Source organism: Streptomyces sp. NPDC101160 (assembly GCF_044768205.1).
Taxonomy (GTDB): domain Bacteria; phylum Actinomycetota; class Actinomycetes; order Streptomycetales; family Streptomycetaceae; genus Streptomyces.
The window spans coordinates 214087-240924 of sequence record NZ_JBIWPJ010000007.1; the positions used below are offsets into that span (position 1 = coordinate 214087).

The window sequence follows — 26838 nt, forward strand, 5'->3', positions numbered from 1 at the left end:
TTGCAGTACCCCTGCGGTACCCCGCAGTACCTGTCGGGCGTCAAATAGTGGGCGTCCACGACTGAAGGAATCACAGACATGCTTATCGCTCAGCGTCCTTCGCTGACCGAAGAGGTCGTCGACGAGTTCCGTTCCCGGTTCGTCATCGAGCCGCTGGAGCCGGGCTTCGGCTACACCCTCGGCAACTCGCTCCGCCGCACGCTCCTCTCGTCGATCCCCGGCGCTGCTGTCACCAGCATCCGCATCGACGGTGTCCTGCACGAGTTCACCACCGTGCCGGGCGTCAAGGAGGACGTCACCGACCTCATCCTGAACATCAAGCAGCTGGTCGTCTCCTCGGAGCACGACGAGCCGGTCGTGATGTACCTGCGCAAGCAGGGCCCGGGCCTGGTCACCGCCGCCGACATCGCCCCGCCGGCCGGTGTCGAGGTGCACAACCCCGACCTGGTCCTCGCCACGCTCAACGGCAAGGGCAAGCTGGAGATGGAGCTGACCGTCGAGCGCGGTCGCGGCTACGTCTCCGCCGTCCAGAACAAGCAGGTGGGCCAGGAGATCGGCCGTATCCCGGTCGACTCCATCTACTCGCCGGTTCTCAAGGTCACCTACAAGGTCGAGGCGACCCGAGTCGAGCAGCGCACCGACTTCGACAAGCTCATCGTCGACGTCGAGACCAAGCAGGCCATGCGCCCGCGTGACGCCATGGCGTCCGCCGGCAAGACCCTGGTCGAGCTGTTCGGTCTCGCCCGCGAGCTGAACATCGACGCCGAGGGCATCGACATGGGTCCGTCCCCGACGGACGCCGCCCTGGCCGCCGACCTGGCGCTGCCGATCGAGGAGCTGGAGCTCACGGTCCGCTCCTACAACTGCCTCAAGCGCGAGGGCATCCACTCCGTGGGTGAGCTCGTCGCCCGCTCCGAGGCCGACCTGCTCGACATCCGCAACTTCGGTGCGAAGTCGATCGACGAGGTCAAGGCGAAGCTGGCCGGCATGGGCCTGGCCCTCAAGGACAGCCCGCCCGGATTCGACCCGACCGCCGCCGCCGACGCCTTCGGCGCCGACGACGACGCGGACGCCGGGTTCGTCGAGACCGAGCAGTACTAAGAGCTCGGGACCGACGGTCTCGTACTTGCTGCGGGGTCCGCTCCGGCGGATCGCGCCCACGCGGCGGTAGCAGCAAATCGAGCACTTCCCCGCGCCCCTCTGGGGGCGCGGGGTCTCCGACAGGTAACCGCCTGCTCGGACACTGACACCGGTACCTGATACGGCCGGTGCAGATCTCAAGGAGAAACACCATGCCGCGTCCCGCGAAGGGTGCCCGCCTCGGCGGTTCCGCCGCGCACGAGAAGCTGCTCCTCGCCAACCTGGCGAAGTCGCTCTTCGAGCACGGCCGCATCACCACGACCGAGGCCAAGGCCCGTCGCCTGCGTCCGGTCGCCGAGCGCCTGATCACCAAGGCGAAGAAGGGCGACATCCACAACCGTCGCCTGGTGCTGCAGACGATCACGGACAAGGGCGTCGTCCACACGCTCTTCACCGAGATCGCCCCGCGCTACTCGGAGCGTCCGGGTGGTTACACCCGTATCACCAAGATCGGCAACCGTCGTGGCGACAACGCCCCGATGGCCGTGATCGAGCTGGTCGAGGGCGAGATCGCCAAGAAGGCGACCGTCGCCGAGGCCGAGGCCGCCACCAAGCGCGCCGTCAAGGAGGCCGACGAGGCCGCCGCGGTCGAGAACGAGAACACGGACGCGCAGGACGCCTGAGCGTTCTGACGATCTCGTCTCGTGTTGCGGGCCCGTACCCCCAGGGGTGCGGGCCCGCTCCCGTGTGTTTGAGAGGATTTACGGCGTGACTGACGTGCGTGACGATGTGCAGCCCGGATTCGTGCGGATCCGGCTCGACCTGTCCTACGACGGCAAGGACTTCTCCGGCTGGGCCAAGCAGGCCCGCGGCCAGCGCACCGTCCAGGGCGAGATCGAGGACGCCCTGCGCACCGTGACCCGCTCCCAGGAGACGTACGAGCTGACCGTCGCCGGCCGTACCGACGCGGGGGTGCACGCGCGCGGCCAGGTCGCGCACGTCGACCTGCCCGAGGAGCTGTGGCGGGAGCACCAGGAGAAGCTGCTGCGGCGGATGGCCGGACGGCTCCCGCACGACGTGCGGATCTGGCGCCTGACCGAGGCCCCGGCGGGCTTCAACGCCCGCTTCGCGGCCATCTGGCGCCGCTACGCCTACCGGGTCACCGACCACCCGGGCGGTGTCGACCCGCTGCTCCGCGGCCACGTCCTGTGGCACGACTGGACGCTCGACATGGACGCCATGAACGCGGCGGCCGAGCGGCTCGTCGGCGAGCACGACTTCGCGGCGTACTGCAAGAAGCGCGAGGGCGCCACCACCATCCGCACGCTGCAGGAGCTGCGCTGGGAGCGCCGCCCCGACGGGATCATGGAGGCCACGGTCAAGGCCGACGCCTTCTGTCACAACATGGTCCGCTCGCTGGTGGGCGCGCTGCTGTTCGTGGGCGACGGCCACCGTCCGGTGGAGTGGCCGGCGAAGGTGCTGGCCGCGGGGGTGCGGGACTCGGCGGTGCACGTCGTACGGCCGCACGGCCTCACGCTGGAGGAGGTCGGCTACCCGGCGGACGACCAGCTCGCCGCGCGGAGCCGTGAGGCGCGCAACAAGCGGTCGCTGCCCGGCAGCGCCGGCTGCTGCTGATCACCTGTTGACGGCCCGGTGACCGTCATCCAATCCGGCAAATCGGGTTAAAAGGACTTATCCTTCGGTCGCGTCGCACCCCGACCCGTCCCCTCCCGGCTTACGTTTCCGCACGTCGCCACGTTCGCTGCGCGGAAAAGGTGTCGGGAGTTCTGGGATGAGTGCAACTGAGGCCCGGCTGATCGGGCCGGGCACGGCAACACGACCGGCCGAACCGCGGCTCGCGTACGACGACCCGGGAACGGGCGTCGTCGGGCTGCTGCCGGCACCGCCGTCGGACGACGAAAGGTATCTGTACGCCCGGCGCCGGCTGTGGGTGCTGACCGTCACCTCGCTGCTGAGCATGGGCTGCCTGGCGCTCAGCCAGTTCCGGCTCGCGTCCGCCACCCCGCTGCTGTGGCTGTTCGCCCCGCTGCTCGCCTTCACGGTGGTCTACTACCTGGTCTCGTTGCGGGTGAACGCCTTCACCCGCGACTTCGACCTCGAGGGGCACCGCCGGCTGGTGCGCGAGTGGCGTCCCGAGCACTACCCGTCGGTCGATGTCTTCCTGCCGGTGTGCGGCGAGCCCATCGAGGTCCTGCACAACACCTGGACCCATGTGCGGGCGCTCGCCGACCGCTATCCGGGCGTCTGCGCGCCGTTCGTCCTGGACGACTCCGCCAGCCCCGAGCTGCGGGCGATGGCCGAGGACTTCGGCTTCCGCTACGGCACCCGCTCCCGGCGCGGCTGGTTCAAGAAGGCCGGCAACCTGCGCTTCGGCTTCGACCAGTCCGACGGCACATACGTCCTCATCCTCGACGCCGACTTCGCGCCGCGCGCCGACCTGCTCGAAGAGCTCCTGCCGTACCTGGAGAAGGACAGCCGGACCGCGATCGTCCAGTCCCCGCAGTTCTTCCGGGTGCTCGACGCCCAGAACTGGATCGAGCGCGGCGCCGGAGCCGTACAGGAGCTGTTTTACCGGGCCGTCCAGGTCTCCCGGCAGGGCCGCGACGGGGCCATCTGCGTCGGCAGCTGCGCCGTCTACCGGCGCGCGGCCCTGGAGGAGAACGGCGGCACCACCCTCATCGAGCACTCCGAGGACGTCCACACCGGCTTCGACCTGCGCCGCCTCGGCTGGGACCTGCGCTATGTGCCGGTCGCGGTGGCCGCGGGCGTCTGCCCGGACAGCGCGGGGGCGTTCTTCAACCAGCAGTACCGCTGGTGCGCCGGCTCGATGAGCCTGCTCGGCAGCAAGAAGTTCTGGCAGGCCAGACTCCGCTTCAGCAGCCGGCTCTGCTACCTGTCCGGGTTCTTCTACTACATCCACACGGCGCTGTTCACCTTCGTCGCGCCGCTCCTGCCGATCGTGCTGCTGCTCGCCTTCCCCGACCAGCCCCGGTTCGAGAACGTGTGGCTGGTGCTGCCCGGCATCGCGTACACCACGATCGTCTTCCCGCTGTGGCACCGCGTCCCGTACCGCCTGGAGGCGTGGGCCGTCCGGATGATGTACTCCTGGGCGCACGTCTTCGCGATCTGGGACATCCTCTGCGGCACCCGCATGGGCTGGCAGGCCACCGGCTCCAGCCAGGCCAGGCGCAACGGCACCCGGCGGTTCTGGATCGGCCTGTGGGCGTGGGGCGGCGGCACCGCCCTGCTCTGGGTCGGGGCCGCGGTCTGGCGGATGGTCACCGTGGACGTCTACGACTTCGCGCTGCTGCTCTCCTCGGGGCTCTTCTACGCGATGATCGTCTGCCGCGCCCTGGTGCAGCCCCGGACGGGGGTCGCCGCGTGATGAACGTCCGTCCCCCGCGCCTCCGCCCGATGCGGGCGGCCCTGCCGCTCGCCGCCCTGCTCCTCGCCCTGACCGCGTGCACCGCCCCGGACCCCGGCGGCCGGTCGGACGCGAACCCGGGGCCGCAGGCCGCCCCGCAGTCCGCACCCGAGGTTCCCTACGACGTCAGGCCGCTGATCCGGCCGGCGAAGAAGTACTTCGGCGTCTCGACGGCGGGCGCCCCGACGTCCATGAAGCCGGTGGACGCGTACACCCGCAAGGTCGGCAAGCGGCCGAACCTCATCAGCTACTACGCGGCCTGGGGTGACGGCTTCGACATCACCGGGGTGCGCAACGCCTGGCAGTCCGGTGCGCTGACCGTCGTCTCCTGGGAGCCCTTCGAACCCTCGCTCGAGGACATCGCCGCGGGCAAGTCGGACGACTACATCCGGTCGTACGCGAGAGCGGTCCGCAAACTGAACCTGCCCGTCGCGATCACCTTCGCTGACGAGATGAACGGCGCCTGGGAGACATGGGGCACCGAGAGAACCACGCCCGAGGCATATGTCCGCGCCTGGCGGCACATCCACCAGGTCTTCCAGGACGTCGGCGCGGCCAACGTGATCTGGGCGTGGTCGCCGAACGTCATCAACCCGGTCAAGGACGTGCCGCTGCGGCCGTACTACCCGGGAGACGCCTACGTCGACTGGGTCGGCCTGATCGGCTACTTCACCTACGAAGAGAAACCGGACACCTTCGGCGAGCTGTTCGGGCCGACGATGCGGGAGATCCGTGGCTTCTCCGCCAAGCCCTTCATCCTCCTGGAGACCGCCGCCGAGCGCGGCTGGCGCCGCGACTCCGATGTGCGAGCGCTGCTCACGGGCGTGGCGGCGGATCCCGAGGTCATCGGCTTCGTCTGGTTCGACCACGCGGCCGCCCGCGCCGACTGGCGCCTCGACGAGGGCGCGACGACGACTGCGGAATTCACGCGACTGGCAGCAGACGACATCTACGGCTTCGACGTGCGGAAGGTCAGATGACAGCCACAGAGCCAGGCCCCAGAACGCCCCTCCCGGCGGTCCCGCAGGCCGCCGGGCACCGGCCACCGGGACCGCCGGGACCACCGAGACCGGCCGGACCGCCCGAAGCCCCCGTCGGCTATCACGTCCCCCGTCCGCCGCGGACGGCCTGGACCACGGCCGGCAGCCCCCGGCGCACCTGGGCCTGCCGGGGCATCCTGTCCGGCATCCTGCTCCTGCAGGCGGTGCTCTCGTTCCGCCTGGAGAACACGGCGTACTCGGACGAGGCCCTCTACATCACCGCCGGTCACCTGGAACTCGCCCATCTGCTGCACGGCACTCCGGTGCTGACCGACTACGCGAGCTACTTCTCCGGCTCGCCGACCCTGTACCCGCTGGTGGCCGCCCTGGCCGACGCCTGGCTCGGCCTGACCGGAGCCCGGCTGCTCAGCCTGGCGTGCATGCTCGGCGCCACCACCCTCCTCTACGGGACGACCCGGAGGCTGTTCAACGAGCGGGCCGCGCTCGCCGCCGCCGCCCTGTTCGCGGTGACCCAGTCGACGGTCGTCCTCGGCTGGTTCGCGACCTACGACGCGCCCGCGATCCTCCTGCTCGCCCTCGCGGCCTGGATCCTCGTACGGACCGACCGGGCGCACCCGGCACTGGCGGCCCTGGCCGCGCCGGTCGCCGTGCTCGCCGCCGGAACGAAGTACGCCGCCGCGCTGTACCTGCCGACCCTGATCGTGCTCGCCGCGCTCGTCGCCTGGCCGCACCGCGGCCGGGCGAGCCTGTGGCGGGCCGTGTCGTTCGCGCTGACCGTCGCCGGGCTGCTCGCCGTCGCCCTGTACGGGACCGACGTCCTGGAAGGCGTACGGACCACCACCACGGCCCGCGCGCACGGCACCGAAGAGACGCTCGACCTGCTGCAGAAGTCGGCCGTCTGGTCCGGCCTGTTGTTCCTGACCGCCTGCGGAGGCGCCGTCGCGTACGCCCGGCGCGGCCGGATGAACGAGTCCCCGGCGACCCGCCGGCTGCCCGTCCCGGGCCGGGGCTGGCGGGTGCTGCTCGGCCTGCTCCTCTGCGGCACGGCCCTGCTCGCCCCGGCCTACCAGATCCACCTCCACACGTCCGTCGCGCTCTACAAGCACCTCGGCTTCGGTCTGCTCTTCGCCGCGCCGCTGGCCGGCGTCGGGCTGACCCGGCTCGTCGGCGCCCACTTCCGGCATCCGCAGCTCGCGTGCGCCCTGTGGGTCGTGATGCTCTGCCTGGGCATGGGCCAGTCGGTGGAACGATTCGCCACCTGGCCGGACTCCAGCCGGCTCACCGCCTCGCTCCGGCAGTACATCACCCCGGGTGAGGGCCGGTACCTCGCGTCACTGCCCAACGTGCCCGTGTACTACCTGCGGGACATCACCGACCACACGCACTGGACCTCGCTCTACTGGATCGGCTACCAGGACGCCGACGGCGCCGTGCACCACGACGACGACGGCTACCGCACGGCCATCGCCGACGGCTGGTTCGACCTGATCGTGCTCGACGGGGTCACCGTCCCGCAGAAGGACAAGGTCGTCGCCGCGGCCCTGAAGGACAGCGACAAGTACCGCCTCCTCGGCACCCTGCCGTTCCGGCTGGGCGACGGCCAGGGCTCCTATCGGATCTGGGTGAGACGATGACCGCGCCGACCGTGCGGAGCCCCCGGCGCGGGCCGCTCCTGACCTCCCTGCTGCCCACGGCGGTCGCGCTGGTGTGCGTCCTGACCCGCCTCGGGAACCGCCAGCTGTGGTTCGACGAGTACGCCACCTGGTGGGCGTCCTCCCTGCCGTCCGCCGCCTTCGACCGGCTCACCGAACACGTCGACATCGTCTTCGTGCCGTACTACACGTTCATGCACGCGTGGACGTGGCTCGCCGGCAGCTCCACCACCGCGCTGCGGCTGCCCGAGGCACTGGCCATGGCGGCCTCGGCTGGACTGGTCGCGCTCGTCGGCCGCCGGCTGTTCACCGCGCGCGTCGGGGTGGTGGCCGGGCTGCTCTTCGCCCTGCTCCCGACCGTCTCCCGGTACGGCCAGGAGGCCCGCCCGTACGCCTTCGCGATGTTCTTCTCGCTGCTCGCGACGGTGTTGCTGCTGCGCGCCCTCGACCGGCCCTCGCTGCGGGTCTGGGCGGGCTACGCCCTCGCCGTCGCGCTGACCGGATTCAGCCACCTGGTCGCGCTGAGCGTGCTCGCGGCCCACGCCGTGGTCGTGCTGCGGGCCAGGCGGTCCGGCGACCCCGTCGCGCACTGGGCCTTCGCCTGCGCCGCGGTCATGGGGACCTCCGTGGTCGTTCCCATGGCGTACCGGAGCACCGGCCAGAGCGGCCAGATCGCCTGGAACGACGTCTCCCGTCGCGACCTGCTCTGGTACGCGTCGGACCTGTTCGGGAACTGGACCGTCGCCACGGCCGTGCTCGGGCTCGCCGTCCTCGGACTGTGGGCGGCCGGCCGTCCCACTGCCGCCGCGCTGGCGACCTGGGCCCTGCTGCCGCCGGTGGTGACCGCCGCGACCGGCGAGTGGCTGCACCTCTTCCTGCCCCGGTACCTGCTCTTCACGGTCCCGGCGTGGGCGCTCCTCGCGGCGGCCGGCGCCGTCCGCGTCGCTGACCTGCTGAGCGCCGTCGGCCGCGGCACCCTCTGGCGACGGGCACGCGGCACGGCCCTGGTGGCCGCCGCGATGGCCGGGTTCGTCGTGCTGACCCTGCCCGCCCTGCAGAGCGTCCGCGAGGACATCCCGACCGAGCCCGACTACGCGGGCGCGGCCCGGCTCGTGAAGGCCGGACAGCGCCCCGGCGACGGCATCGTCTTCCACCGGAGCTACAACTCCCGGCTCGCCATGGCGTACCAGCTGCGCGAGGGCGCCCGGCCCGAGGACATCCTCATGAAGCGGGCGCCGCAGCAGACCGGCTGGTTCTGGGCGCACGAGTACCAGAGGCCCAGCGGGCGCCTTTCCGGCTCCGCCCGCCTCTGGTTCGTCTCACCGGGCGACGACGACGACCCGTACGCCTACATGCCCGAGGAGAAGGCCAAGGCCCTCAAGGACGGCTACACGGTGGCCCGCACCCAGCGGCTCCGCCACGTGACCGTCCAGCTCCTGGAGCGCCGCACTCAGTGACCGGTCACTGACCGGTCACTGACCCGGAGCCCCGGCCGCCGCCGCTGCCTGGCTGCGGCCGCGGGCGTAGATCTGGTTGAAGGCGAAGGTGCCCAGGTCGTCGCTGGCCTTGAAGACGGCCTGGTCGCCGGTGGTCACCTTCTTGCCGTTGAGGAAGCCGGCCTGGGTGAGGTACACGTAGCGGCCGATCGAGTTGGTGCGGCGCAGGCAGACGGTGGCGTGGCAGAAGTCGCCGACGCCGGCGCCGGTCAGCGGGGCGATGCCGCCGGTGGCCTGCTTCTTCGCCTTGAGGGCCTGCTCGTCGGTGGGGAAGACGGCGACGCCGACGGTGACGGCGACGCCGTCCTTCACGTACGTGGCGCGCAGCACGCGCGTGCAGCCGTTGGCGTTCAGGACCGAGCCGAGGCCGCCCTGGGTGACCGCCGCGCAGTTCGTCGTGGAGGCGGTCGCGCCCTTGGCGTACGCGCGGCCGTTCATGGTCAGCTTCCGGCCCGGGAAGAGGCCCTCGGCGCTCAGCGGCGCCTTGTCCTTCTTCGCGTCGGAGATGTAGTCGCGCGGGTTCGGCGGCGGCAGCGGGGCGACCGAGGAGAACGTCGGGGCCGGGGTGGCGCTGTCCGTCGGGGCGGCCGGGCCGGTCGCCGTCGGGCCGCCGTTCTTCGCCTCGTCGTTGCTCTTGTTCGTGGCGACGATCGCGGTCGCGACGACCGCGCCGACGACGAGCGCGCCGACCACGCCGCCGCCGATCAGCAGCCAGCGCTTGCGCTGACTACGGGCGGCGGAGGCCTCGGCGAGCGCGCTCCAGTCCGGGGTCGGGCCGCCGCCCTGGGGGGCCTGGGCCCCCGGGAACGGATCGGGCTGCTGAGACGGCCACTGCTGCTGCCCGTAGGGCTGTGACTGCTGCCACTGGCCGGGCTGCTGCGGCTGTCCGAACGGCTGCTGTCCGTACGGCTGCTGTCCCTGGCCCTGCGCCTGTCCCTGGCCCTGCTGCGGCCACTGCGGTCCCCCGAAGCTCATGCGCGGCATCCTAATCCGGTTGGGCGACAGCGGTGCGGGCGGCGACAATGCCCCGCATGGGACATGTCGAGGCCGCACATCTGGAGTACTACCTGCCGGACGGGAGGGTCCTGCTCGGGGACGTCTCCTTCCGGGTCGGCGAGGGCAACGTCGTCGCCCTGGTCGGCGCCAACGGCGCCGGCAAGACGACCCTGCTCAGGCTGGTCTCCGGCGAGCTCCAGCCGCACGGCGGCACCGTCACGGTCAGCGGCGGCCTCGGCGTCATGCCGCAGTTCGTCGGCTCCGTGCGCGACGAGTCCACCGTCCGCGACCTGCTGGTCTCGGTGGCGCCCGCCCGCATCCGCACCGCCGCGAAGGCGGTCGACGAGGCCGAGCACCGGATCATGACGGTCGACGACGAGGCCGCGCAGATGGCGTACGCGCAGGCGCTCAGCGACTGGGCCGAGGTGCAGGGGTACGAGTTCGAGACCCTCTGGGACATCTGCACCATGGCCGCGATGGGCGTGCCGTACGACAAGGCGCAGTTCCGGCAGGTGCGCACGCTCAGCGGCGGCGAGCAGAAGCGGCTCGTCCTGGAGTACCTGCTGCGCGGCAACGACGAGGTGCTGCTCCTCGACGAGCCCGACAACTACCTGGACGTCCCCGGCAAGCGCTGGCTCGAGGAGCGGCTGCGGGAGACCCGCAAGACCGTGCTCTTCATCTCCCACGACCGCGAGCTGCTCTCCCGCGCCGCCCAGAAGATCGTGGCCGTCGAGCCCGGCCCGGCCGGCTCCGACGTGTGGGTGCACGGCGGCGGCTTCGACACCTTCCACGAGGCGCGGCGGGAGCGCTTCGCCCGCTTCGAGGAGCTGAAGCGGCGCTGGGAGGAGAAGCACGCGCAGCTGAAGAAGCTCGTGATCAACCTGCGGCAGGCCGCCGCGGTCAGCCACGAGATGGCCTCGCGGTACGCGGCCGCGCAGACCCGGCTGAAGAAGTTCGAGGAGGCCGGCCCGCCGCCGGAGCCGCCGCGCGAGCAGGACATCCGGATGCGGCTGCGCGGCGGCCGCACCGGCGTGCGGGCCGTGACGGCCGAGAACCTGGAGCTCACCGGCCTGATGAAGCCGTTCTCGCTGGAGATCTTCTACGGCGAGCGGGTCGCCGTCCTCGGCTCGAACGGCTCCGGCAAGTCCCACTTCCTGCGGCTCCTCGCGGGCGACGAGTCGGTCGCCCACACGGGTACGTGGAAGCTGGGCGCCCGGGTCGTCCCCGGCCACTTCGCCCAGACCCACGCCCACCCCGAGCTCCAGGGCCGCCCGCTCGTCGACATCCTGTGGACCGAGCACGCCAAGGACCGCGGGGCGGCGATGTCGATGCTGCGCCGCTACGAGCTGGAGCGCCAGGGCGACCAGCCCTTCGACAAGCTCTCCGGTGGCCAGCAGGCCCGCTTCCAGATCCTCCTCCTTGAGCTGGCCGGCACCACCGCCCTGCTCCTCGACGAGCCCACCGACAACCTGGACCTGGAGTCCGCGGAGGCCCTCCAGGACGGCCTGGAGTCCTACGAGGGCACGGTGCTGGCCGTCACCCACGACCGCTGGTTCGCCCGGTCCTTCGACCGCTACCTGGTCTTCGGGTCGGACGGGGTCGTGCGGGAGACGAGCGAGCCGGTGTGGGACGAGCGGAGGGTGGAGCGGGCGCGCTGAGCCCGGGCGGATTTTGGATCCCGGATCCGATCTACGGAACCAGCACCACGCGGCCCCGCAGGCCTCCCTTCGCCAGGCGGCGGTGCGCCTCCGGCGCTTCCGTCAGCGGCAGGGTGGCCGCGACGCGCGGCGTCAGGTCGCCCGCGTCCGCCAGGGACGCGAGGCGGGTGAGGTCGGCGGTGTCGGCGCGGACCCAGACCGGGAGGACGCGGATGCCGCGCAGGGGGTACGGGGCGCCGCCCGCGACCAAGGCGGCGAAGACGCCGCCCGAGCGGACCGCGTCGAGGGCCGACGCCCCCAGGACCGCGCCGTCCAGTGCGCCGGAGACGCCGCCGGGGACCAGGGAGCGGACGGCCGCGCCGAGGCGGGGCGCGTCCGGGCCGGTGGCCACGACGTGCTCGGCGCCCAGCTCCCGTACGAGCTCGTCGTCGCCGGGGCGGGCGGCCGCCACGACACGTAGGCCGCGCGCGGCGGCCAGCTGCACGGCGTAGCCGCCGACCGCGCCCGCGGCGCCCGTGACGAGCAGGGTCTCGCCGGCCGGGAGGTCGAGCGCGTCCAGGGCCTGGAGGGCGGTGAGACCGGCCAGCGGCAGGGTCGCGGCGGCCGCCGGTGCGAGCGAGACGGGCGCCGGGGCCACCGCGTGGGCGTCCAGGACCACGTACTCGGCCTGGGTGCCGAGTTCCACGTCGAGCCGGTCGTTCATCCCGACGACCCGGTCGCCGAGCCGCACCCCGCGGACGCCCGGCCCGGTCGCCTCCACGACGCCGGCCACGTCCCAGCCGAGCCCCGTCCGGCCCGTCCCGGCCATCAGGCCCGCCTCCGCGAGGACGCCGGAGCGGGTGGCGAGGTCGACGGGGTGGACGGTCGCGGCTTCGACCCGGATCAGCACCTGGCCGGGGCCGGCGGCGGGGACGGGGACCTCGGCGATCCGCAGGGCCTCGGGGCCGCCGAAGGAGTCGATGACGAGAGCGCGCATGGCGTGAGGTTCCTTCCGTGAAGGCGTGGGGGAGGGGCTACGGAACGAACCTAGGGAGCGTTACTCTCCAGCGGGAAGTACGTACCCGGAAGTGCGTACCGCACCGGAAGGAGCGCCCATGGCCACCCGCACCGCCGCCGAACGCCGCGAGGACGCCCGCCGCGCCTACGACGCCTACCTCGCCGACTGCCCCGCCCGCCGGCTCCTCGACCGCATCTCCGACAAGTGGGTCACCCTCCTCCTCTCCGCCCTCGCCGACGGCCCCCACCGCTACAGCGACCTGGGCCGCAAGGTCGCCGGCGTCAGCCAGAAGATGCTGACGCAGACCTTGCGGGGCCTGGAGCGGGACGGTCTGGTGGTGCGCACGGTGACCCCCTCGGTGCCTGTCCGGGTGGATTACGAGCTGACGGAGCTGGGCGTGTCGCTGCTTCCGGTGGTGCGGGCGATCAAGGAGTGGGCGGACACCCACATCGAGGAGGTCGCTTCGGCCCGGGAGGCGTACGACGAAGCGGAGGCTTCTGCCCGCTGACTCCGTGCGAGGGCGGCGTCAGCGGGAGGGCCGGCGGCGCCGACGCGTTTTGACCCGCTCGGGGGAGCCCGGGTACGCTTCTGCTTTGTTATGCGTATTGGCTCCGTCGTTCTCACGCGAGGGGCCGTTGCGCAAGTTCCCTGGAGCAGTTACCAGTGGCTTGCATACGGGCAGTGATCCCGGCAGTGTAGGCCCCAGCTGCATGATCGCTTCAGGTGTGTCTGGACTCCATCCACTGAAGAAGCGAAGGCTACGAAGTGCGTACGTACAGCCCCAAGCCCGGCGATGTCACTCGCCAGTGGCACATCATCGACGCGCAGGACATCGTCCTGGGCCGTCTGGCGACGACGGCTGCGACCCTCCTGCGAGGCAAGCACAAGCCCGTCTACGCCCCCCACATGGACATGGGTGACTTCGTCGTCATCATCAACGCCGACAAGGTGCACCTGTCCGGCAACAAGCGGACCCAGAAGATGGCGTACCGCCACTCCGGCTACCCGGGTGGTCTGCGCTCCGTCCGCTACGACGAGCTGCTGGACAAGAACCCCGAGAAGGCCGTCGAGAAGGCCATCAAGGGCATGCTCCCCAAGAACACCCTGGGCCGTCAGATGCTCTCGAAGCTGAAGGTCTACGCGGGCGAGAACCACCCGCACGCTGCCCAGCAGCCGGTCCCGTTCGAGATCACCCAGGTCGCGCAGTAGTTCCGGCCACCCCCTAAGAACGAAAGAAATCTGAGGAGCATCGTGGCCGAGACCACCCCCGAGACCCCCGTCGACGAGTTCGAGGGCGTCGAGGAGTACACCACCGAGACCGAGATCGTCGAGGGTGACTACACCTCCGAGTCCCTCGCCTCCCGCTTCGGCGACCCGCAGCCGGCCGCCGGCCTGGGCCGTCGCAAGAACGCCATCGCCCGCGTCCGGATCGTTCCGGGCACCGGCAAGTGGAAGATCAACGGTCGCACCCTCGAGGACTACTTCCCGAACAAGGTGCACCAGCAGGAAGTCAACGAGCCCTTCAAGGTGCTCGAGCTCGACGACCGCTACGACGTCATCGCCCGCATCGCCGGTGGCGGCGTGTCCGGCCAGGCCGGCGCCCTGCGCCTCGGCGTGGCCCGCGCCCTCAACGAGGCCGACGTCGAGAACAACCGCGGCCCGCTGAAGAAGGCCGGCTTCCTCTCCCGCGACGACCGTGCGGTCGAGCGCAAGAAGGCCGGTCTCAAGAAGGCCCGCAAGGCCCCGCAGTACAGCAAGCGCTAATCGCCTGCTGGCCTGCCAGGCCTGCTTGGCTTGGTCCGTACGCCCCGGCGGCACTCCCGTGCTGCCGGGGCGTACGGCTTTTTCACTTCTTGCTTTCATAATCTGGGCACAACCCTGCGCGCGCTGCCGAGCAAAAACGGGCATGAGCCGTTCAGAGGCGTTCGGCGCGTCGTTCAGGGCAACGCATTTTCGGAGCACTTTCGGAGGACAGCTGTGGGACGACTCTTCGGCACGGACGGGGTGCGGGGCGTGGCCAACGCCGACCTGACGGCGGAGCTGGCGCTCGGCCTGTCGGTCGCGGCCGCGCACGTGCTGGCCGAGGCGGGCACGTTCGAGGGCCATCGGCCGACCGCCGTGGTGGGGCGCGACCCGCGCGCCTCGGGAGAGTTCCTGGAGGCCGCCGTCGTGGCCGGCCTCGCCAGCGCGGGCGTCGACGTGCTGCGCGTCGGCGTGCTGCCCACGCCGGCCGTGGCCTACCTCACCGGCGCGCTCGGCGCCGACCTCGGCGTGATGCTGTCGGCCTCGCACAACGCCATGCCCGACAACGGGATCAAGTTCTTCGCCCGCGGCGGCCACAAGCTCGCCGACGAGCTGGAGGACCGCATCGAGGCCGTGTACGAGGAGCACCGCACCGGCGCCCCCTGGGACCGTCCCACCGGCGCGGGCGTCGGCCGGGTGCGTGACTACGACGAGGGCTTCGACAAGTACGTCGCCCACCTCGTCGCCGTACTCCCGAACCGGCTCGACGGCCTGAAGATCGTCCTCGACGAGGCCCACGGCGCCGCCGCCCGCGTCTCGCCCGAGGCGTTCTCCCGGGCCGGCGCCACCGTCGTCACCATCGGGGCCGAGCCCGACGGCCTCAACATCAACGACGGCTGCGGCTCCACCCACCTCGACCTGCTCAAGGCCGCCGTGGTCGAGCACCGGGCCGACCTCGGCATCGCCCACGACGGCGACGCCGACCGCTGCCTGGCCGTCGACCACACGGGTGCGGAGATCGACGGCGACCAGATCCTCGCCGTGCTCGCGCTCGCCATGCGCGAGGCCGGCACGCTGCGCGGCGACACCGTCGTCGCCACCGTCATGTCGAACCTCGGCTTCAAACTCGCCATGGAGCGCGAAGGCCTTCAGCTCGTCCAGACCGGGGTCGGCGACCGCTATGTCCTGGAGGCGATGAAGGAGCACGGCTACGCCCTCGGCGGCGAGCAGTCCGGCCACGTCATCGTGCTCGACCACGCCACCACCGGCGACGGCACCCTGACCGGTCTGATGCTCGCGGCCCGGGTCGTCGCCACCGGCAAGTCCCTCGCCGAGCTCGCCGGCGTGATGGAGCGGCTGCCGCAGGTCCTCGTCAACGTGCCGGACGTCGACAAGGCCCGCGTGAACACCTCCGCCGAACTGGCCCACGCCGTCGGCGACGCCGAGCGCGAGCTGGGCACCACCGGCCGCGTACTGCTGCGTCCCTCGGGCACCGAGCCGCTGGTGCGGGTCATGGTGGAGGCGGCGGACATCGAGCAGGCCCGGTCGGTGGCGGGACGGCTCGCGGACGCGGTGAAGTCGGCGCTCGGCTAGTCCGTATGACGGCCTGTCGGCCCCCGTTCCGCCCCTTCTTTCCATAGGGCGGAACGGGGGCCGTTGTCGTCCCTGCGGATCACACCCCCTCGCCGGTCAGCCCTTGCCGTTGCCGGTGCTGTTGCCGTTGCGGGTCCAATGACCGCGCTGCGTCCGCCACAGCAGCACCTGCCCGTACAGGGTGACGGTACCGGCCAGGATGATGCCGGTGAGGTTGAGGAACAACTGCTCGACCGAGCCCCACATCTGGGCGTACTGGCCGTAGCTCAGCGCCACGGCGGCGTTCGCGCCCGCCGGGACCGTCGTCACGGAGATCGCGACGCCGATCAGCGCCCCCGACTTCGTCGAGGTGAGCGAGAGGGTGCCGGCCGCGCCCGCCAGCAGGGCGACGACGAAGGAGAACGGGTCCGGCTTCCAGATGAAGCTGGTGTTGGCGCGCGGCGCGTCGAGCTGCTCCAGGCTGAACAGGCCGAGCGCGTCCATCCCCAGGCTGAACACGGTCGTCGCGATGATCGCCGCCGCGAAGCCGACGACCAGCGCGTACGAGGAGCGCAGCACCAGCTTGGGGGCCCGCCGCACGATCCCGGTGCAGATGCCGGCGAGCGGACCGAACTCCGGTCCGACGGCCATCGCGCCCACGATCAGGATCGCGTTGTCGAGCACGACACCGCAGGCCGCGATCATCGTCGCCACGATCATGAAGGCGCTGTACGTGATGGTGAGCGTCGACTCCTCGTGGGTGGCGTCGGTCAGCTGCTCCCAGATCACCGCGTCGGCGGCCTCGCCCGGGGCCTCCTCCTCGGCGGCGGTGGCGCGGGCCGACAGCGACAGGTCGATGTTCTCGACGGCGATCGAGCCGTCCTGATCGATCCTCAGCTCCCGCAGCCCGTGCAGGAGTTCCTGCCCGGCCTCGCGGGCCACGTCGCACAGCACGAGGTCCCCGGCCGGGTCGCGGGCCGCGCCCGGCATCACCACCAGGTGGGCGGTGCCGACGGTCCGCTCGATGAGCCCGACCGCCGAATCCGTACGGTCCGGCGGCACGATCAGTCGCAGGTGCAGCATCCTCAGAGCTTACGGAGCGCGGGGCTCACGGCGGCTCAGCGCTTGCGGAGGCTCAGAGCGTACGAAGACTCAGAGCGTACGAAGACTCAGAGCGTACGGATCCTCCGAGCTCGCGGACGGTCAGAGCTTGCGGAGGCTCAGCCGCTGCACCTTGTGGTCCGGGCCCTTGCGCACGACGAGCGTCGCCCGTCCGCGGGTCGGGGCCACGTTCTCCAGGAGGTTGACCTTGTTGATGGTGCGCCACATCGTGCGGGCGTAGTCCAGGGCCTCCTCCTCGGAGACCTGGGTCCAGCGCCGGAAGTACGAGGACGGGTCCTGGAACGCGGTCTGACGCAGCTTGCGGAAGCGGTTGAGGTACCACTGCTCGATGTCCTCGGCGCGCGCGTCCACGTACACGGAGAAGTCGAAGTAGTCCGCGAGACCGACCCGCGTCCGCCCGTCCTTGCCGGGCAGCGCGGGCTGCAGCACGTTGAGGCCCTCGACGATGAGGATGTCGGGGCGGCGCACGACGAGCTTCTCGTCGGGGACCCGGTCGTAGATCAGGTGCGAGTAGACCGGCGCGGAGACCTCCTCCTTGCCCGCCTTCACGTCCGCGACGAAGCGGGTCAGCGCCCGCCGGTCGTACGACTCGGGGAAACCCTTGCGGGACATCAGCCCGCGCGCCTTCAGCTCCTCCATCGGGTACAGGAACCCGTCGGTGGTGATCCGCTCCACCCGCGGGTGCTCGGGCCAGCGCGCGAGCAGCGCCTCCAGGAGCCGGGCGACGGTCGACTTGCCGACGGCGACGGAGCCGGCCACTCCTATGACGAACGGGGTGCCGCGCTGCTCGGCCCGCTCACCGAGGAAGGTGTTGAGCGCCCCGCGCAGCCCGCTGGTGGCCTGCACGTACAGGTTGAGCAGCCGGGACAGCGGCAGATAGATGTCCCGCACCTCGTCGAGGTCGATGACGTCCCCGAGCCCGCGCAGCCGCTCCACCTCGTCCGCGGTGAGCGGCAGCGGCGTCTTGTCCCGCAGCGCGCTCCACTCCGCCCGCGTGAGGTCGACGTACGGCGTCGGCTCGGCGACCCGGCGCCCTGCGGCACCGTTCCCGTTTCCCTTGGGGCTTCGTGGCGGCGAATCGATCACCCGCCCATTGTCGTGGGTGCGGGGCGCGAGCGGGGGGTGGGGTGGGTCACTCGGCGGTGTCCGCAGTCGATCGGGTACCGCGTGGTCATGACAGCGGAGGGCGCGCATAGGGTGCGTACGGTTCCCGTGGTTCCGCTTTTCCTTGCCGACTTCCTTGCCGAGAGATGACAGATGCGCCCCACTCCGCTCCGCCGTACCGCCGTCGCCGCGTCCGCCGCCGTCACGCTGGCGCTGGTGCTGACCGCCTGTGGCGGTGACGACAAGCCGAGGGAGGACAGCGGGAAGGCCGATGCCTCCGCGTCCGCCGCCGCGAAGCCGGACGTACGGGCGCTGCCCGCCGTCGCCCTCGACCGGCTGGCCGTCGGCCCGGCGGACCTCAGGGGCTACCGGGTGACGAAGGTCGAGGGCGCCGACGTCGTCAACGTCGGCGACGTCAGCTCCGACCAGCCGGCCTGTGGGCCGCTCGCCGAGGCGCTGGCCGGTGCGGCGCCCGGCACGCCGGCGGCCACCGCGCACCGCAGGGCGGAGAAGGGCGGGGCGCGGACGGACGTGGCCCTCGGGTCGTACGACGGGGAGGGGGCGCAGCGGGCGTTCGAGGCGCTCAAGGCCGCGGGCACCGCCTGCGCCCAGGGGTTCCGTCTGACCTCGACCGTCAGGACCGAGGACATCACCAAGCTCGTGCCGAAGCCGGTCACCGCCGGTGATGAGGCCCTCGGCTGGACGGTCACCGGCAAGAAGAGCGGCGCCGGCGCCCTCGTCGTCTTCCGGAAGGGCAACAGCCTCGTCGCCGTCACGGCCGACGCGCTCCCCACCGCCGTGGCCGACGCGCAGGCGGCCAAGCTGCGCTGAGTCCGGCCGGTGGGCCGGTTCCGCCGTAGGCTGCCGCCATGTGCGGAATCGTGGGTTACGTCGGCGGACAGTCGGCGCTCGATGTGGTGATCGCGGGCCTGAAGCGGCTCGAGTACCGCGGCTACGACTCGGCCGGAGTCGCGGTGCTCTCCGACGGCGGCCTCGCCGCGGCCAAGAAGGCCGGAAAGCTCGTCAATCTGGAGAAGGAACTGGTGGACCGGCCGCTGTCGAGCGGCTCCACCGGCATCGGACACACCCGGTGGGCCACCCACGGCGGCCCCACCGACAGCAACGCGCACCCGCACCTCGACAACGCGGGCCGCGTCGCCGTCGTCCACAACGGCATCATCGAGAACTTCGCCACCCTCAGGGCCGAACTGGCCGAGCGCGGCCACGAGCTGCTGTCCGAGACCGACACCGAGGTCGTGGCCCATCTGCTCGCCGAGGAGTTCTCGTCCGTCGGCGACCTCGCCGAGGCCATGCGGCTGGTGTGCAAGCGGCTCGACGGCGCCTTCACCCTGGTCGCCGTGCACGCCGACCAGCCGGACGTCGTCGTCGGCGCCCGCCGCAACTCCCCGCTCGTCGTCGGTGTCGGCGAGGGCGAGAACTTCCTCGCCTCCGACGTCTCCGCCTTCATCGCCCACACCCGTTCGGCGATCGAGCTCGGCCAGGACCAGGTCGTCGAGCTCACCCGCGACGGCGTCACCGTCACCGACTTCGACGGCGCCCCCGCCGACGTACGGGCCTTCCACATCGACTGGGACGCCTCCGCCGCCGAGAAGGGCGGCTACGCCTCCTTCATGCTCAAGGAGATCGCCGAGCAGCCGAAGGCCGTCGCCGACACCCTCCTCGGCCGGATCGACGCCGAAGGACACCTCCGCCTCGACGAGATCCGCATCCCCGACCGCGTGCTCCGCGAGGCCGACAAGATCGTCATCATCGCGTGCGGCACCGCCTTCCACGCCGGGCTCATCGCCAAGTACGCGATCGAGCACTGGACCCGGATCCCCTGCGAGGTGGAGCTGGCCAGCGAGTTCCGCTACCGCGACCCGATCCTCGGGCAGCGCACCCTCGTCGTCGCGATCTCCCAGTCCGGCGAGACGATGGACACCCTGATGGCGCTGCGGCACGCCCGCGAGCAGGGCGCCAAGGTCCTCGCCGTCTGCAACACCAACGGGTCGACGATTCCGCGGGAGTCGGACGCCGTGCTCTACACGCACGCCGGCCCCGAGGTCGCCGTCGCGTCCACCAAGGCCTTCCTGACGCAGCTCGTCGCCTGCTACCTGCTCGCGCTCTACCTCGGCCAGGTGCGCGGCACCCAGTGGGGCGACGAGATCCACGCCGTCATCCGCGAGCTCGCCCGGAGCGCCGACGGGGTCGAGCGGGTCCTGGCGACCATGGAGCCCGTGCGCGCGCTCGCCCGCTCGCTCGCCCACAAGGACACGGTCCTCTTCCTCGGCCGGCACGTCGGCTACCCCGTGGCCCTCGAAGGCGCGCTCAAGCTCAAGGAACTCGCGTACATGCACGCCGAGGGCTTCGCGGCCGGCGAGCTCAAGCACGGGCCGATCGCGCTCGTCGAGGAGGACCTGCCGGTCGTCGTCGTGGTGCCCTCGCCGCGCGGCCGTGCCGTCCTCCACGACAAGATCGTCTCCAATATCCAGGAGATCAGGGCCCGGGGCGCGCGCACGATCGTCATCGCGGAGGAGGGCGACGAGGCCGTCGTCCCGTACGCCGACCACCTGATCCGCATTCCCGTGACGCCTACGCTGCTCCAGCCGCTGGTCGCCACCGTGCCCCTCCAGGTCTTCGCCTGCGAACTGGCCACTGTCCGGGGCAACGAGGTCGACCAGCCGCGCAACCTGGCCAAGTCCGTGACGGTGGAGTGAACGGGCGCGTGAGCAGCGAGTGAGTATCGAGTGAGTGAGGTAGTGGGCAGATGATCATCGGGGTGGGGATCGACGTGGCGGAGATCGACCGCTTCGTCGCGTCGCTCGAACGCACGCCGGGGCTCGTCCAGCGCCTCTTCGTCGAGCGCGAACTGCTCCTGCCGAGCGGCGACCGCCGCGGCCCGGCCTCCCTCGCGGTGCGGTTCGCCGCGAAGGAGGCGCTGGCCAAGGCCCTCGGCGCGCCCGGGAACCTGCACTGGACGGACGCCGAGGTGTACGTCGAGGACAGCGGGCAGCCGCGGCTACGGGTCCGCGGCACCGTCGCGGCCCGCGCCGCCGAACTGGGCGTACGGCACTGGCACGTGTCCCTCAGCCACGACGCGGGAGTGGCGTCGGCGGTGGTGATCGCGGAGGGCTGAGCCCGCGACGCGTGGGGGGAGGTGGCCGTCGCGTTCACTGCCCGCTGCCCGCTTCCCGCTGCCCGACTGCCGACGCGTGGGCCCGTCGGGCGAGGGGAGGGGACCGTCGCGTTCACTGCCCGACTGCCGGCAGGTGAGCCCGCGACGCGCGGGGAAGGTGGCGCGGCCGGGGCGGAACCGCCAGGGTGGGTGCCATGCGTACCGCTTATCGCGTGGAGACCGTACGGGCCGCCGAGGCCGAGCTGATGGCCCGGCTGCCCGAGGGCGCCCTGATGCAGCGGGCGGCGGCCGGGCTCGCGGCCGCCTGCTGTTCGCTGCTCGGGAAGGGACGGGTGTACGGGGCGCGGGTCGTCCTGCTCGTCGGCAGCGGCGACAACGGCGGCGACGCGCTGTACGCGGGCGCGCGGCTCGCCCGGAGAGGCGCCGGAGTGACGGCCGTGCCGCTCGGCGCGCGGGCGCACGAGGGCGGGCTCGCGGCGCTGCGGCGGGCGGGCGGCCGGGTGGTCGGTCCGCACGACGACCCCTATGACGCCATCGCCGCCGCCGACCTCGTCCTGGACGGGATCACGGGGATCGGCGGCCGGGGCGGGCTGCGGCCCGACGCCGTGCCCGTCGCCCGGGCGGCACGCGGCTCCGACGCCGTCGTGGTGGCCGTCGACCTGCCCAGCGGCGTCGACGCCGACACCGGCGAGGTCGCGGGCGAGGCGCTGCGCGCCGACGCGACGATCACCTTCGGCACGTACAAGCCGGGACTGCTCGTCGACCCGGCGCGCGAGTACGCCGGTGCGCTGCGGCTCGTCGACATCGGCCTCGGCGCCACGCTGCCGTCCGTACCCGACCTTGAGGCGCTGCAGCACGAGGACGTGGCGCGGCTGCTGCCCCGGCCGGCCGCGGAGAGCGACAAGTACCGGCGCGGCGTCGTCGGCGTCGTCGCCGGCTCCGCCCGCTACCCCGGCGCCGCCGTCCTCGCCGTCGCGGGCGCGCTGCGGGGCGGCGCGGGCGCCGTACGGTACGTCGGCCCCGCCGCCGACGCCGTCATCGCCGCGCACCCCGAGACCCTGGTCCACCCGGGCCCGCCGGCGAAGGCGGGCCGCGTCCAGGCATGGGTCGTCGGACCCGGCCTCGGCGACGACCCGGGCGTGGCGGAGGTCCTCGCCTCCGACGTCCCGGTCCTCGTCGACGCGGACGGGCTGCGCGACCTGTCGCCCGAGGCGGTGAAGTCCCGTACCGCCGCCACCGTCCTGACCCCGCACGCCGGCGAGGCCGCCGCGCTCCTCGGCACCTCCCGCGAGGAGGTCGAGGCGGGCCGCCTCGCCGCGGTCCGCGAGCTGGCGGCCCGCTTCGGCGCCACGGTCCTCCTGAAGGGCTCCACCACCCTGGTCTGCGGGCCGGGCGGCGCGGGCCCGGTCCGCGTCAACCCCACCGGCACCTCCTGGCTCGCCACCGCCGGCAGCGGCGACGTCCTGTCCGGCCTCGCCGGCTCCCTCCTCGCCGCCGGCCTCCCTCCCACGGACGCCGCCTCGGCAGCGGCCTACCTGCACGGCCTGGCAGCCCGCCGCGCCTCGACGCCCGGGACCCCGATCACTGCGGGAGACGTGGCGGGAGCGCTGCGGGGCGCGTGGGCGGACGTGACGGGGGGCTGAGACCCCGTGCGGGACCCGTGCCGTGCGGGACCTGGGCCGTGCGGGACCTGGGCCGTGCGGGACCTGGGCCGTGCGGGACCTGGGCCGTGCGGGACCCGGGCCGTGCGGGACCCGGGCCGTGCGGGACCCGGGCCGTTGTGCCCACCCGTCCCGCCCGGGGACCCCCAGGGACGACCGCCCACAACGCGGCCCGGGTGACCGGGTACGTGGCCCTGGGTTCGCGACCTGAGAGACTGGGGCGCGATGAGCCAGACACAGCCGCCCCCACGAGCCCGCGCCGAGATCGACCTCGGGGCGCTGCGTGCGAACGTCCGCACGCTGCGCGCCCGGGTCGCGCCACACGTCCAGGTGATGGCCGTGGTGAAGGCGGACGCGTATGGACACGGGGCCGTGCCGTGTGCGCGGGCCGCGTTGCAGGCCGGGGCGACGTGGCTGGGGACGGCGACGCCGCACGAGGCGCTGGCGCTGCGGGCGGCGGGGCTGACCGAGGCGCGGATCATGTGCTGGCTGTGGACGCCGGGCGATCCCTGGGACCAGGGCATCGAGGCCGGGCTCGACATGTCGGTCAGCGGCATGTGGGCGCTGACCGAGGTGACGCGGGCCGCGCAGGCCGTCGGCCGGCCCGCCCGCATCCAGCTCAAGGCCGACACCGGCCTCGGCCGCAACGGCTGCCAGCCCGCCGACTGGCCCGAGCTGGTCTCCGAGGCGCTGAAGGCCGAGGCGCAGGGTCTGGTGAAGATCACCGGCCTGTGGTCGCACTTCGCATGCGCCGACGAGCCCGGGCACCCGTCGATCGCCCCCCAGCTGGACGTCTTCCGCTCGATGCTCGACTTCGCGGAGAAGGCCGGCGTCGAGCCCGAGGTGCGCCACCTCGCCAACTCGCCCGCCACGCTCACCCTCCCCGAGTCCCACTTCGACCTCGTCCGCCCCGGCATCGCCATGTACGGCGTGTCGCCCGACCCGGCCGTCGGCACCTCCGCCGAGCTCGGGCTGCGCCCGGTGATGTCGCTGAAGGCGAGCGTGGCCCTGGTCAAGCAGGTGCCGGGCGGTCACGGCGTCTCGTACGGGCACCACTACGTCACGCCCGGCGAGACCACGCTCGGTCTGATCCCGCTCGGCTACGCGGACGGCATCCCGCGGCACGCCTCGGGCCGCGGCCCGGTCCTGGTCGGCGACCGGGTGCGGACGGTGGCCGGCCGGGTCGCCATGGACCAGTTCGTCGTCGACCTCGAAGGCGACACGCCCGAGCCGGGCACGGAGGCCGTCCTCTTCGGCCCCGGCGACCGCGGCGAGCCGACGGCGCAGGACTGGGCCGAGGCCGCCGACACCATCGCGTACGAGATCGTCACCCGGATCGGCGCGCGCGTCCCGCGCGTCCACCTCGGGGAGTAGAGGGGGGAGCGGCCGTGGGCGACGACACCTGGCGGCGGGCCGGCTGGGCCGGTGCCGCGATAGGCGTGCTCGCCGCAGGCGCGGCGGCCGGCGTCGCCGTCGAACGGCTCACGGTCGGGCGCTCCGTACGCCAGAAGGCGCGGCTCGCGCTCGACGCCGAGGGCCCGTACGGCGCCCTGCGCGGCACCCCCGGCCGGGCCCTCGCCGACGACGGCACCGAGCTCTACTACGAGGTCGACGAGGTGGAGCCCGACCCCTCCGGGCTCCGCCGGCGCCGCCTCTTCGGGCGCAAGGCCCCCGCGCCCGTCACCGTCGTCTTCAGCCACGGCTACTGCCTGAACCAGGACTCCTGGCACTTCCAGCGCGCCGCCCTGCGCGGCCTGGTCCGCACCGTGCACTGGGACCAGCGCAGCCACGGGCGCTCGGCGCGCGGGGTCGCCCAGGCCGGGCCCGACGGGGTGCCGGTCTCGATCGACCAGCTGGGCCGCGACCTGAAGGCCGTCCTCGACGCGGCCGCGCCCGAGGGGCCGCTCGTCCTGGTCGGGCACTCCATGGGCGGCATGACGATCATGGCCCTGGCCGGCCTGTACCCGGAGCTGCTGCGGGAGCGGGTCGTCGGCGTCGGCCTCGTCGGTACGTCGGCGGGCCGGCTCGCCGAGGTGAGTTACGGCCTGCCGGTGGCCGGCGTCAACGCGGTGCGCCGCGTGCTGCCGGGCGTGCTGCGCGCGCTCGGCTCGCAGGCGGAGCTGGTGGAGCGCGGGCGGCGGGCCACGGCCGACCTCTTCGCCGGGCTGATCAAGAAGTACTCGTTCTCGTCGAAGGACGTCGACCCGGCGGTCGTGCGGTTCGCCGAGCGGATGATCGAGTCGACGCCGATCGACGTGGTCGCCGAGTTCTACCCGGCGTTCGTCGAGCACGACAAGACGGCGGCCCTCGCCGCGTTCCGGGAGCTGCCGGTGCTCGCCCTCGCCGGCGACCATGACCTGGTCACCCCCAGCTCGCACACCGAGGCCATCGCCGACCTGCTGCCGGAGGCCGAGCTGGTGATCGTGCCCGACGCCGGTCACCTGGTGATGCTGGAGCACCCGGAGGCGGTCACGGACCGGATCGCCGACCTGCTGGGGCGGGTCGGGGCGGTGCCCGCCGTCCGCTAGGCCGCCGCCGGCTCGATAGGTTGGCGGAATGGACTCTCCGCTCAACCAGGTCACCCTCGAAGTCGACTCGCCGGAGCGCATGAAGGAGCTCGGCCGCCGCCTCGCCAAGCTGCTGCGCCCCGGTGACCTCGTGATGCTCACCGGCGAGCTCGGCGCCGGAAAGACCACGCTGACCCGCGGCCTCGGCGAGGGCCTGGGCGTACGGGGCGCGGTCACCTCGCCGACCTTCGTCATCGCCCGCGTCCACCCGTCCCTCTCCGGCGGCCCGGCGCTCGTCCACGTCGACGCGTACCGGCTCGGCGGCGGTCTCGACGAGATGGAGGACCTGGACCTCGACGTCTCGCTGCCCGACTCGGTCGTGGTCGTCGAATGGGGTGACGGCAAGGTCGAGGAGCTGACGGACGACCGGCTGCACGTGCTCATCCACCGCGTGGTGGGCGACACGGCGGACGCCGAGGACGACCGGCGCACCCTCGTCCTGAACGGGATCGGCGCGCGCTGGGCGGACGCGGACCTGTCGTTGACCTGAACGTACGTAGGTTCCGACAACCTGTCGGGAAAATGTTGCGCAGGTGCTCCGAACCGTGGTCACATGGATGCACGATGCTGGTTAGGTGTACCTAACCTACGGGAGGCAGGCATGGCGACGCCAGAGCGTGAGGACCGCGAGGACCGTGGTGCGCACCGGGCGGAGAACGTCTCGATGAGAGACCTGCTCGCCTCCTGCGCCGCCGCCAACGCCGTGTCGACCCCGCCGCGCGAGCCCCGGCCCGGGGTGGACGGCGAGCCCCGTCCCGTACGCGACGAAGCCGCCTGACCCGTACGGGCTGCGCGACGCGGTACGGGCCTGACGCGAGGTGGTGCCGGCCTGACGCGACGCCGTACCGGCTGCGCGATGACGCTCAGGCCCGCGCGATGACGTTCGGGTCCGCGCGACGACGTCCGGGTCCGCGCGATGACGCTCGGGTCCGCGCGACGCGGTACGGGTCTGCGCGACGACGCTAGGGCCTGCGGGACGACGCCGTACCGGCCTGCGCGACGTCCCACGGGTCTACGCGACCACGACGACCTTCGCGCCGATCGACGCGAACGTCCACAGCGCGTCGCCGTCCGCTCGCTTCATCCGGATGCCGCCGGTCTTCCTGCCCGGGTCGGGGGTCGGCGTCGAGCCGTCGACCGCCGCGCTGAAGCCGACCGACACGTCCTGCGCGGTCGCGAACCGCACCACGTGTTCGACCTGCACGCCGTCGGAGCCGCGCACCGAACCGGACCGCGAGGTCACCGCGTACGAGCCCGGCAGCGGCGAGACCGTGCTGGGCATGACCGAGAAGGTGCGTGTGACCTGGTTCTTCGCGTCCACCAGCCACACCCGGCGGTCGCCCAGCGCGTAGACCACGCGCTCGCCCTTGCCGGAGTTCGCGGGCAGCGCCGTCGGGTCCTTGCGCGGGCGCTCGGGCTGTCCGCTCGGCGCGGCGGACGGCGCCGTGACCGGCGTCCGCGGCTGGGCGGCCAGCTCGGCCGGCGAGGGCGCGTGAGCCGAGGCCTGATAGGCGAGGAAACCGACCGCGGCGACGGCCGCCGCGGTGAGCCCGGCCACGAATCCCGAGCTGCTCCGTGCCACCGTGCGCCCACCTTCTGTCGTACGTA

The 26838-nt window shown here is 72.5% G+C and carries 25 protein-coding genes; 20 read left to right on the forward strand and 5 right to left on the reverse strand.

From position 1 onward, the window contains the following. The first annotated feature begins 78 nt into the window (after positions 1-78). The 7 genes from ACIRSU_RS23730 (at position 79) to ACIRSU_RS23760 (ending at position 8635) form a co-directional block, all read left to right on the forward strand. A complete protein-coding gene (locus ACIRSU_RS23730; RefSeq protein ID WP_003966937.1) occupies positions 79-1101 on the forward strand; it encodes a DNA-directed RNA polymerase subunit alpha in 1023 nt (340 codons plus the stop codon). 191 nt (positions 1102-1292) lie between these two features. Beyond that, positions 1293-1763: a 50S ribosomal protein L17 gene (gene rplQ / locus ACIRSU_RS23735; protein ID WP_403795473.1), complete on the forward strand. Its 471-nt coding sequence runs from the start codon at positions 1293-1295 to the stop codon at positions 1761-1763. 94 nt (positions 1764-1857) lie between these two features. Next, positions 1858-2715, forward strand: coding sequence for a tRNA pseudouridine(38-40) synthase TruA (gene truA, locus ACIRSU_RS23740; RefSeq protein ID WP_403796435.1), 858 nt, complete (start codon positions 1858-1860; stop codon positions 2713-2715). A 343-nt stretch (positions 2716-3058) separates the two neighbouring features. Beyond that, on the forward strand, positions 3059-4486 hold the full coding sequence (locus ACIRSU_RS23745) for a glycosyltransferase family 2 protein (protein ID WP_403796438.1): 1428 nt from the start codon (positions 3059-3061) through the stop codon (positions 4484-4486). Next, positions 4486-5505, forward strand: coding sequence for a glycoside hydrolase family 26 protein (locus ACIRSU_RS23750; RefSeq protein WP_403795475.1), 1020 nt, complete (start codon positions 4486-4488; stop codon positions 5503-5505). The genes ACIRSU_RS23745 and ACIRSU_RS23750 overlap by 1 nt, the downstream gene beginning before the upstream one ends. Before the next feature lie 224 nt (positions 5506-5729). Then, positions 5730-7160, forward strand: a complete 1431-nt coding sequence (locus tag ACIRSU_RS23755) for a glycosyltransferase family 39 protein (RefSeq protein ID WP_403795477.1) — start codon at positions 5730-5732, stop codon at positions 7158-7160. Beyond that, positions 7157-8635 carry a glycosyltransferase family 39 protein gene (locus ACIRSU_RS23760; RefSeq protein ID WP_403795479.1) on the forward strand — a complete coding sequence of 493 codons (1479 nt, stop codon included), beginning with the start codon at positions 7157-7159 and terminating at the stop codon, positions 8633-8635. Before ACIRSU_RS23755 ends, ACIRSU_RS23760 begins: the two co-directional genes overlap by 4 nt. Before the next feature lie 15 nt (positions 8636-8650). On the opposite strand, the gene ACIRSU_RS23765 is transcribed toward ACIRSU_RS23760, so the two are convergent. After that, positions 8651-9649 (reverse strand): hypothetical protein, encoded by a 999-nt coding sequence (locus ACIRSU_RS23765; protein ID WP_403795482.1) that lies wholly within the window; start codon positions 9647-9649, stop codon positions 8651-8653. Between the two features lie 56 nt (positions 9650-9705). Between ACIRSU_RS23765 and ACIRSU_RS23770 the strand changes: the two genes are divergently transcribed. After that, positions 9706-11328 (forward strand): ABC-F family ATP-binding cassette domain-containing protein, encoded by a 1623-nt coding sequence (locus tag ACIRSU_RS23770; RefSeq protein WP_403795484.1) that lies wholly within the window; start codon positions 9706-9708, stop codon positions 11326-11328. Positions 11329-11359: 31 nt separating this feature from the next. On the opposite strand, the gene ACIRSU_RS23775 is transcribed toward ACIRSU_RS23770, so the two are convergent. Next, positions 11360-12304 carry an NADP-dependent oxidoreductase gene (locus ACIRSU_RS23775; RefSeq protein ID WP_403795487.1) on the reverse strand — a complete coding sequence of 315 codons (945 nt, stop codon included), beginning with the start codon at positions 12302-12304 and terminating at the stop codon, positions 11360-11362. Positions 12305-12422: 118 nt separating this feature from the next. Between ACIRSU_RS23775 and ACIRSU_RS23780 the strand changes: the two genes are divergently transcribed. The 4 genes from ACIRSU_RS23780 (at position 12423) to glmM (ending at position 15661) form a co-directional block, all read left to right on the forward strand. Next, complete coding sequence (locus ACIRSU_RS23780; protein ID WP_403795489.1) at positions 12423-12833, forward strand: winged helix-turn-helix transcriptional regulator; 411 nt, start codon at positions 12423-12425, stop codon at positions 12831-12833. Positions 12834-13090: 257 nt separating this feature from the next. Beyond that, complete coding sequence (rplM, locus tag ACIRSU_RS23785; RefSeq protein ID WP_403795492.1) at positions 13091-13534, forward strand: 50S ribosomal protein L13; 444 nt, start codon at positions 13091-13093, stop codon at positions 13532-13534. A 42-nt stretch (positions 13535-13576) separates the two neighbouring features. Then, positions 13577-14089, forward strand: a complete 513-nt coding sequence (rpsI, locus tag ACIRSU_RS23790) for a 30S ribosomal protein S9 (RefSeq protein WP_403795494.1) — start codon at positions 13577-13579, stop codon at positions 14087-14089. 213 nt (positions 14090-14302) lie between these two features. Continuing rightward, positions 14303-15661, forward strand: coding sequence for a phosphoglucosamine mutase (glmM, locus tag ACIRSU_RS23795; RefSeq protein WP_403795496.1), 1359 nt, complete (start codon positions 14303-14305; stop codon positions 15659-15661). Between the two features lie 96 nt (positions 15662-15757). On the opposite strand, the gene ACIRSU_RS23800 is transcribed toward glmM, so the two are convergent. Next, positions 15758-16723: a DUF389 domain-containing protein gene (locus ACIRSU_RS23800; protein ID WP_403795499.1), complete on the reverse strand. Its 966-nt coding sequence runs from the start codon at positions 16721-16723 to the stop codon at positions 15758-15760. Positions 16724-16843: 120 nt separating this feature from the next. Continuing rightward, positions 16844-17848 (reverse strand): type I pantothenate kinase, encoded by a 1005-nt coding sequence (coaA, locus tag ACIRSU_RS23805; RefSeq protein ID WP_403795501.1) that lies wholly within the window; start codon positions 17846-17848, stop codon positions 16844-16846. Positions 17849-18019: 171 nt separating this feature from the next. On the opposite strand from coaA, the gene ACIRSU_RS23810 reads away from it, so the two are divergent. From ACIRSU_RS23810 to ACIRSU_RS23845, 8 genes are all read left to right on the forward strand, one after another. Next, positions 18020-18697: a hypothetical protein gene (locus ACIRSU_RS23810; RefSeq protein WP_403795503.1), complete on the forward strand. Its 678-nt coding sequence runs from the start codon at positions 18020-18022 to the stop codon at positions 18695-18697. 38 nt (positions 18698-18735) lie between these two features. Further along, on the forward strand, positions 18736-20583 hold the full coding sequence (gene glmS / locus ACIRSU_RS23815; RefSeq protein WP_403795504.1) for a glutamine--fructose-6-phosphate transaminase (isomerizing): 1848 nt from the start codon (positions 18736-18738) through the stop codon (positions 20581-20583). A gap of 50 nt (positions 20584-20633) precedes the next feature. Continuing rightward, positions 20634-21002 (forward strand): holo-ACP synthase, encoded by a 369-nt coding sequence (locus ACIRSU_RS23820; protein WP_403795507.1) that lies wholly within the window; start codon positions 20634-20636, stop codon positions 21000-21002. 194 nt (positions 21003-21196) lie between these two features. Further along, entirely contained in the window at positions 21197-22645 is a 1449-nt protein-coding gene (locus tag ACIRSU_RS23825) for an NAD(P)H-hydrate dehydratase (protein ID WP_403795510.1), read from the forward strand. Positions 22646-22888: 243 nt separating this feature from the next. Then, positions 22889-24037: an alanine racemase gene (gene alr, locus ACIRSU_RS23830; RefSeq protein WP_403795513.1), complete on the forward strand. Its 1149-nt coding sequence runs from the start codon at positions 22889-22891 to the stop codon at positions 24035-24037. A gap of 14 nt (positions 24038-24051) precedes the next feature. Beyond that, a complete protein-coding gene (locus ACIRSU_RS23835; RefSeq protein WP_403795515.1) occupies positions 24052-25191 on the forward strand; it encodes an alpha/beta fold hydrolase in 1140 nt (379 codons plus the stop codon). Positions 25192-25219: 28 nt separating this feature from the next. Next, positions 25220-25720 carry a tRNA (adenosine(37)-N6)-threonylcarbamoyltransferase complex ATPase subunit type 1 TsaE gene (gene tsaE / locus ACIRSU_RS23840; protein WP_403795518.1) on the forward strand — a complete coding sequence of 167 codons (501 nt, stop codon included), beginning with the start codon at positions 25220-25222 and terminating at the stop codon, positions 25718-25720. 111 nt (positions 25721-25831) lie between these two features. Continuing rightward, positions 25832-26008 (forward strand): hypothetical protein, encoded by a 177-nt coding sequence (locus ACIRSU_RS23845; RefSeq protein ID WP_403795521.1) that lies wholly within the window; start codon positions 25832-25834, stop codon positions 26006-26008. A gap of 234 nt (positions 26009-26242) precedes the next feature. Here ACIRSU_RS23845 and ACIRSU_RS23850 read toward each other — a convergent pair whose 3' ends face one another. Beyond that, a complete protein-coding gene (locus ACIRSU_RS23850; protein ID WP_403795524.1) occupies positions 26243-26812 on the reverse strand; it encodes a L,D-transpeptidase in 570 nt (189 codons plus the stop codon). Positions 26813-26838 lie beyond the last annotated feature (26 nt).

Bases quoted from the DNA above. Each gene is read 5' to 3' on its own strand.
- tsaE (WP_403795518.1), top strand. From the start codon at position 25,220: ATGGACTCTCCGCTCAACCAGGTCACCCTCGAAGTCGACTCGCCGGAG.
- rplQ (WP_403795473.1), top strand. From the start codon at position 1,293: ATGCCGCGTCCCGCGAAGGGTGCCCGCCTCGGCGGTTCCGCCGCGCAC.
- ACIRSU_RS23765 (WP_403795482.1), bottom strand. From the start codon at position 9,649: ATGAGCTTCGGGGGACCGCAGTGGCCGCAGCAGGGCCAGGGACAGGCG.
- ACIRSU_RS23730 (WP_003966937.1), top strand. From the start codon at position 79: ATGCTTATCGCTCAGCGTCCTTCGCTGACCGAAGAGGTCGTCGACGAG.
- alr (WP_403795513.1), top strand. From the start codon at position 22,889: ATGAGCCAGACACAGCCGCCCCCACGAGCCCGCGCCGAGATCGACCTC.
- glmS (WP_403795504.1), top strand. From the start codon at position 18,736: ATGTGCGGAATCGTGGGTTACGTCGGCGGACAGTCGGCGCTCGATGTG.
- ACIRSU_RS23780 (WP_403795489.1), top strand. From the start codon at position 12,423: ATGGCCACCCGCACCGCCGCCGAACGCCGCGAGGACGCCCGCCGCGCC.
- ACIRSU_RS23845 (WP_403795521.1), top strand. From the start codon at position 25,832: ATGGCGACGCCAGAGCGTGAGGACCGCGAGGACCGTGGTGCGCACCGG.
- ACIRSU_RS23775 (WP_403795487.1), bottom strand. From the start codon at position 12,304: ATGCGCGCTCTCGTCATCGACTCCTTCGGCGGCCCCGAGGCCCTGCGG.
- ACIRSU_RS23810 (WP_403795503.1), top strand. From the start codon at position 18,020: ATGCGCCCCACTCCGCTCCGCCGTACCGCCGTCGCCGCGTCCGCCGCC.
- ACIRSU_RS23770 (WP_403795484.1), top strand. From the start codon at position 9,706: ATGGGACATGTCGAGGCCGCACATCTGGAGTACTACCTGCCGGACGGG.
- ACIRSU_RS23825 (WP_403795510.1), top strand. From the start codon at position 21,197: ATGCGTACCGCTTATCGCGTGGAGACCGTACGGGCCGCCGAGGCCGAG.
- ACIRSU_RS23760 (WP_403795479.1), top strand. From the start codon at position 7,157: ATGACCGCGCCGACCGTGCGGAGCCCCCGGCGCGGGCCGCTCCTGACC.
- ACIRSU_RS23820 (WP_403795507.1), top strand. From the start codon at position 20,634: ATGATCATCGGGGTGGGGATCGACGTGGCGGAGATCGACCGCTTCGTC.
- ACIRSU_RS23750 (WP_403795475.1), top strand. From the start codon at position 4,486: ATGAACGTCCGTCCCCCGCGCCTCCGCCCGATGCGGGCGGCCCTGCCG.
- ACIRSU_RS23745 (WP_403796438.1), top strand. From the start codon at position 3,059: ATGGGCTGCCTGGCGCTCAGCCAGTTCCGGCTCGCGTCCGCCACCCCG.
- ACIRSU_RS23800 (WP_403795499.1), bottom strand. From the start codon at position 16,723: ATGCTGCACCTGCGACTGATCGTGCCGCCGGACCGTACGGATTCGGCG.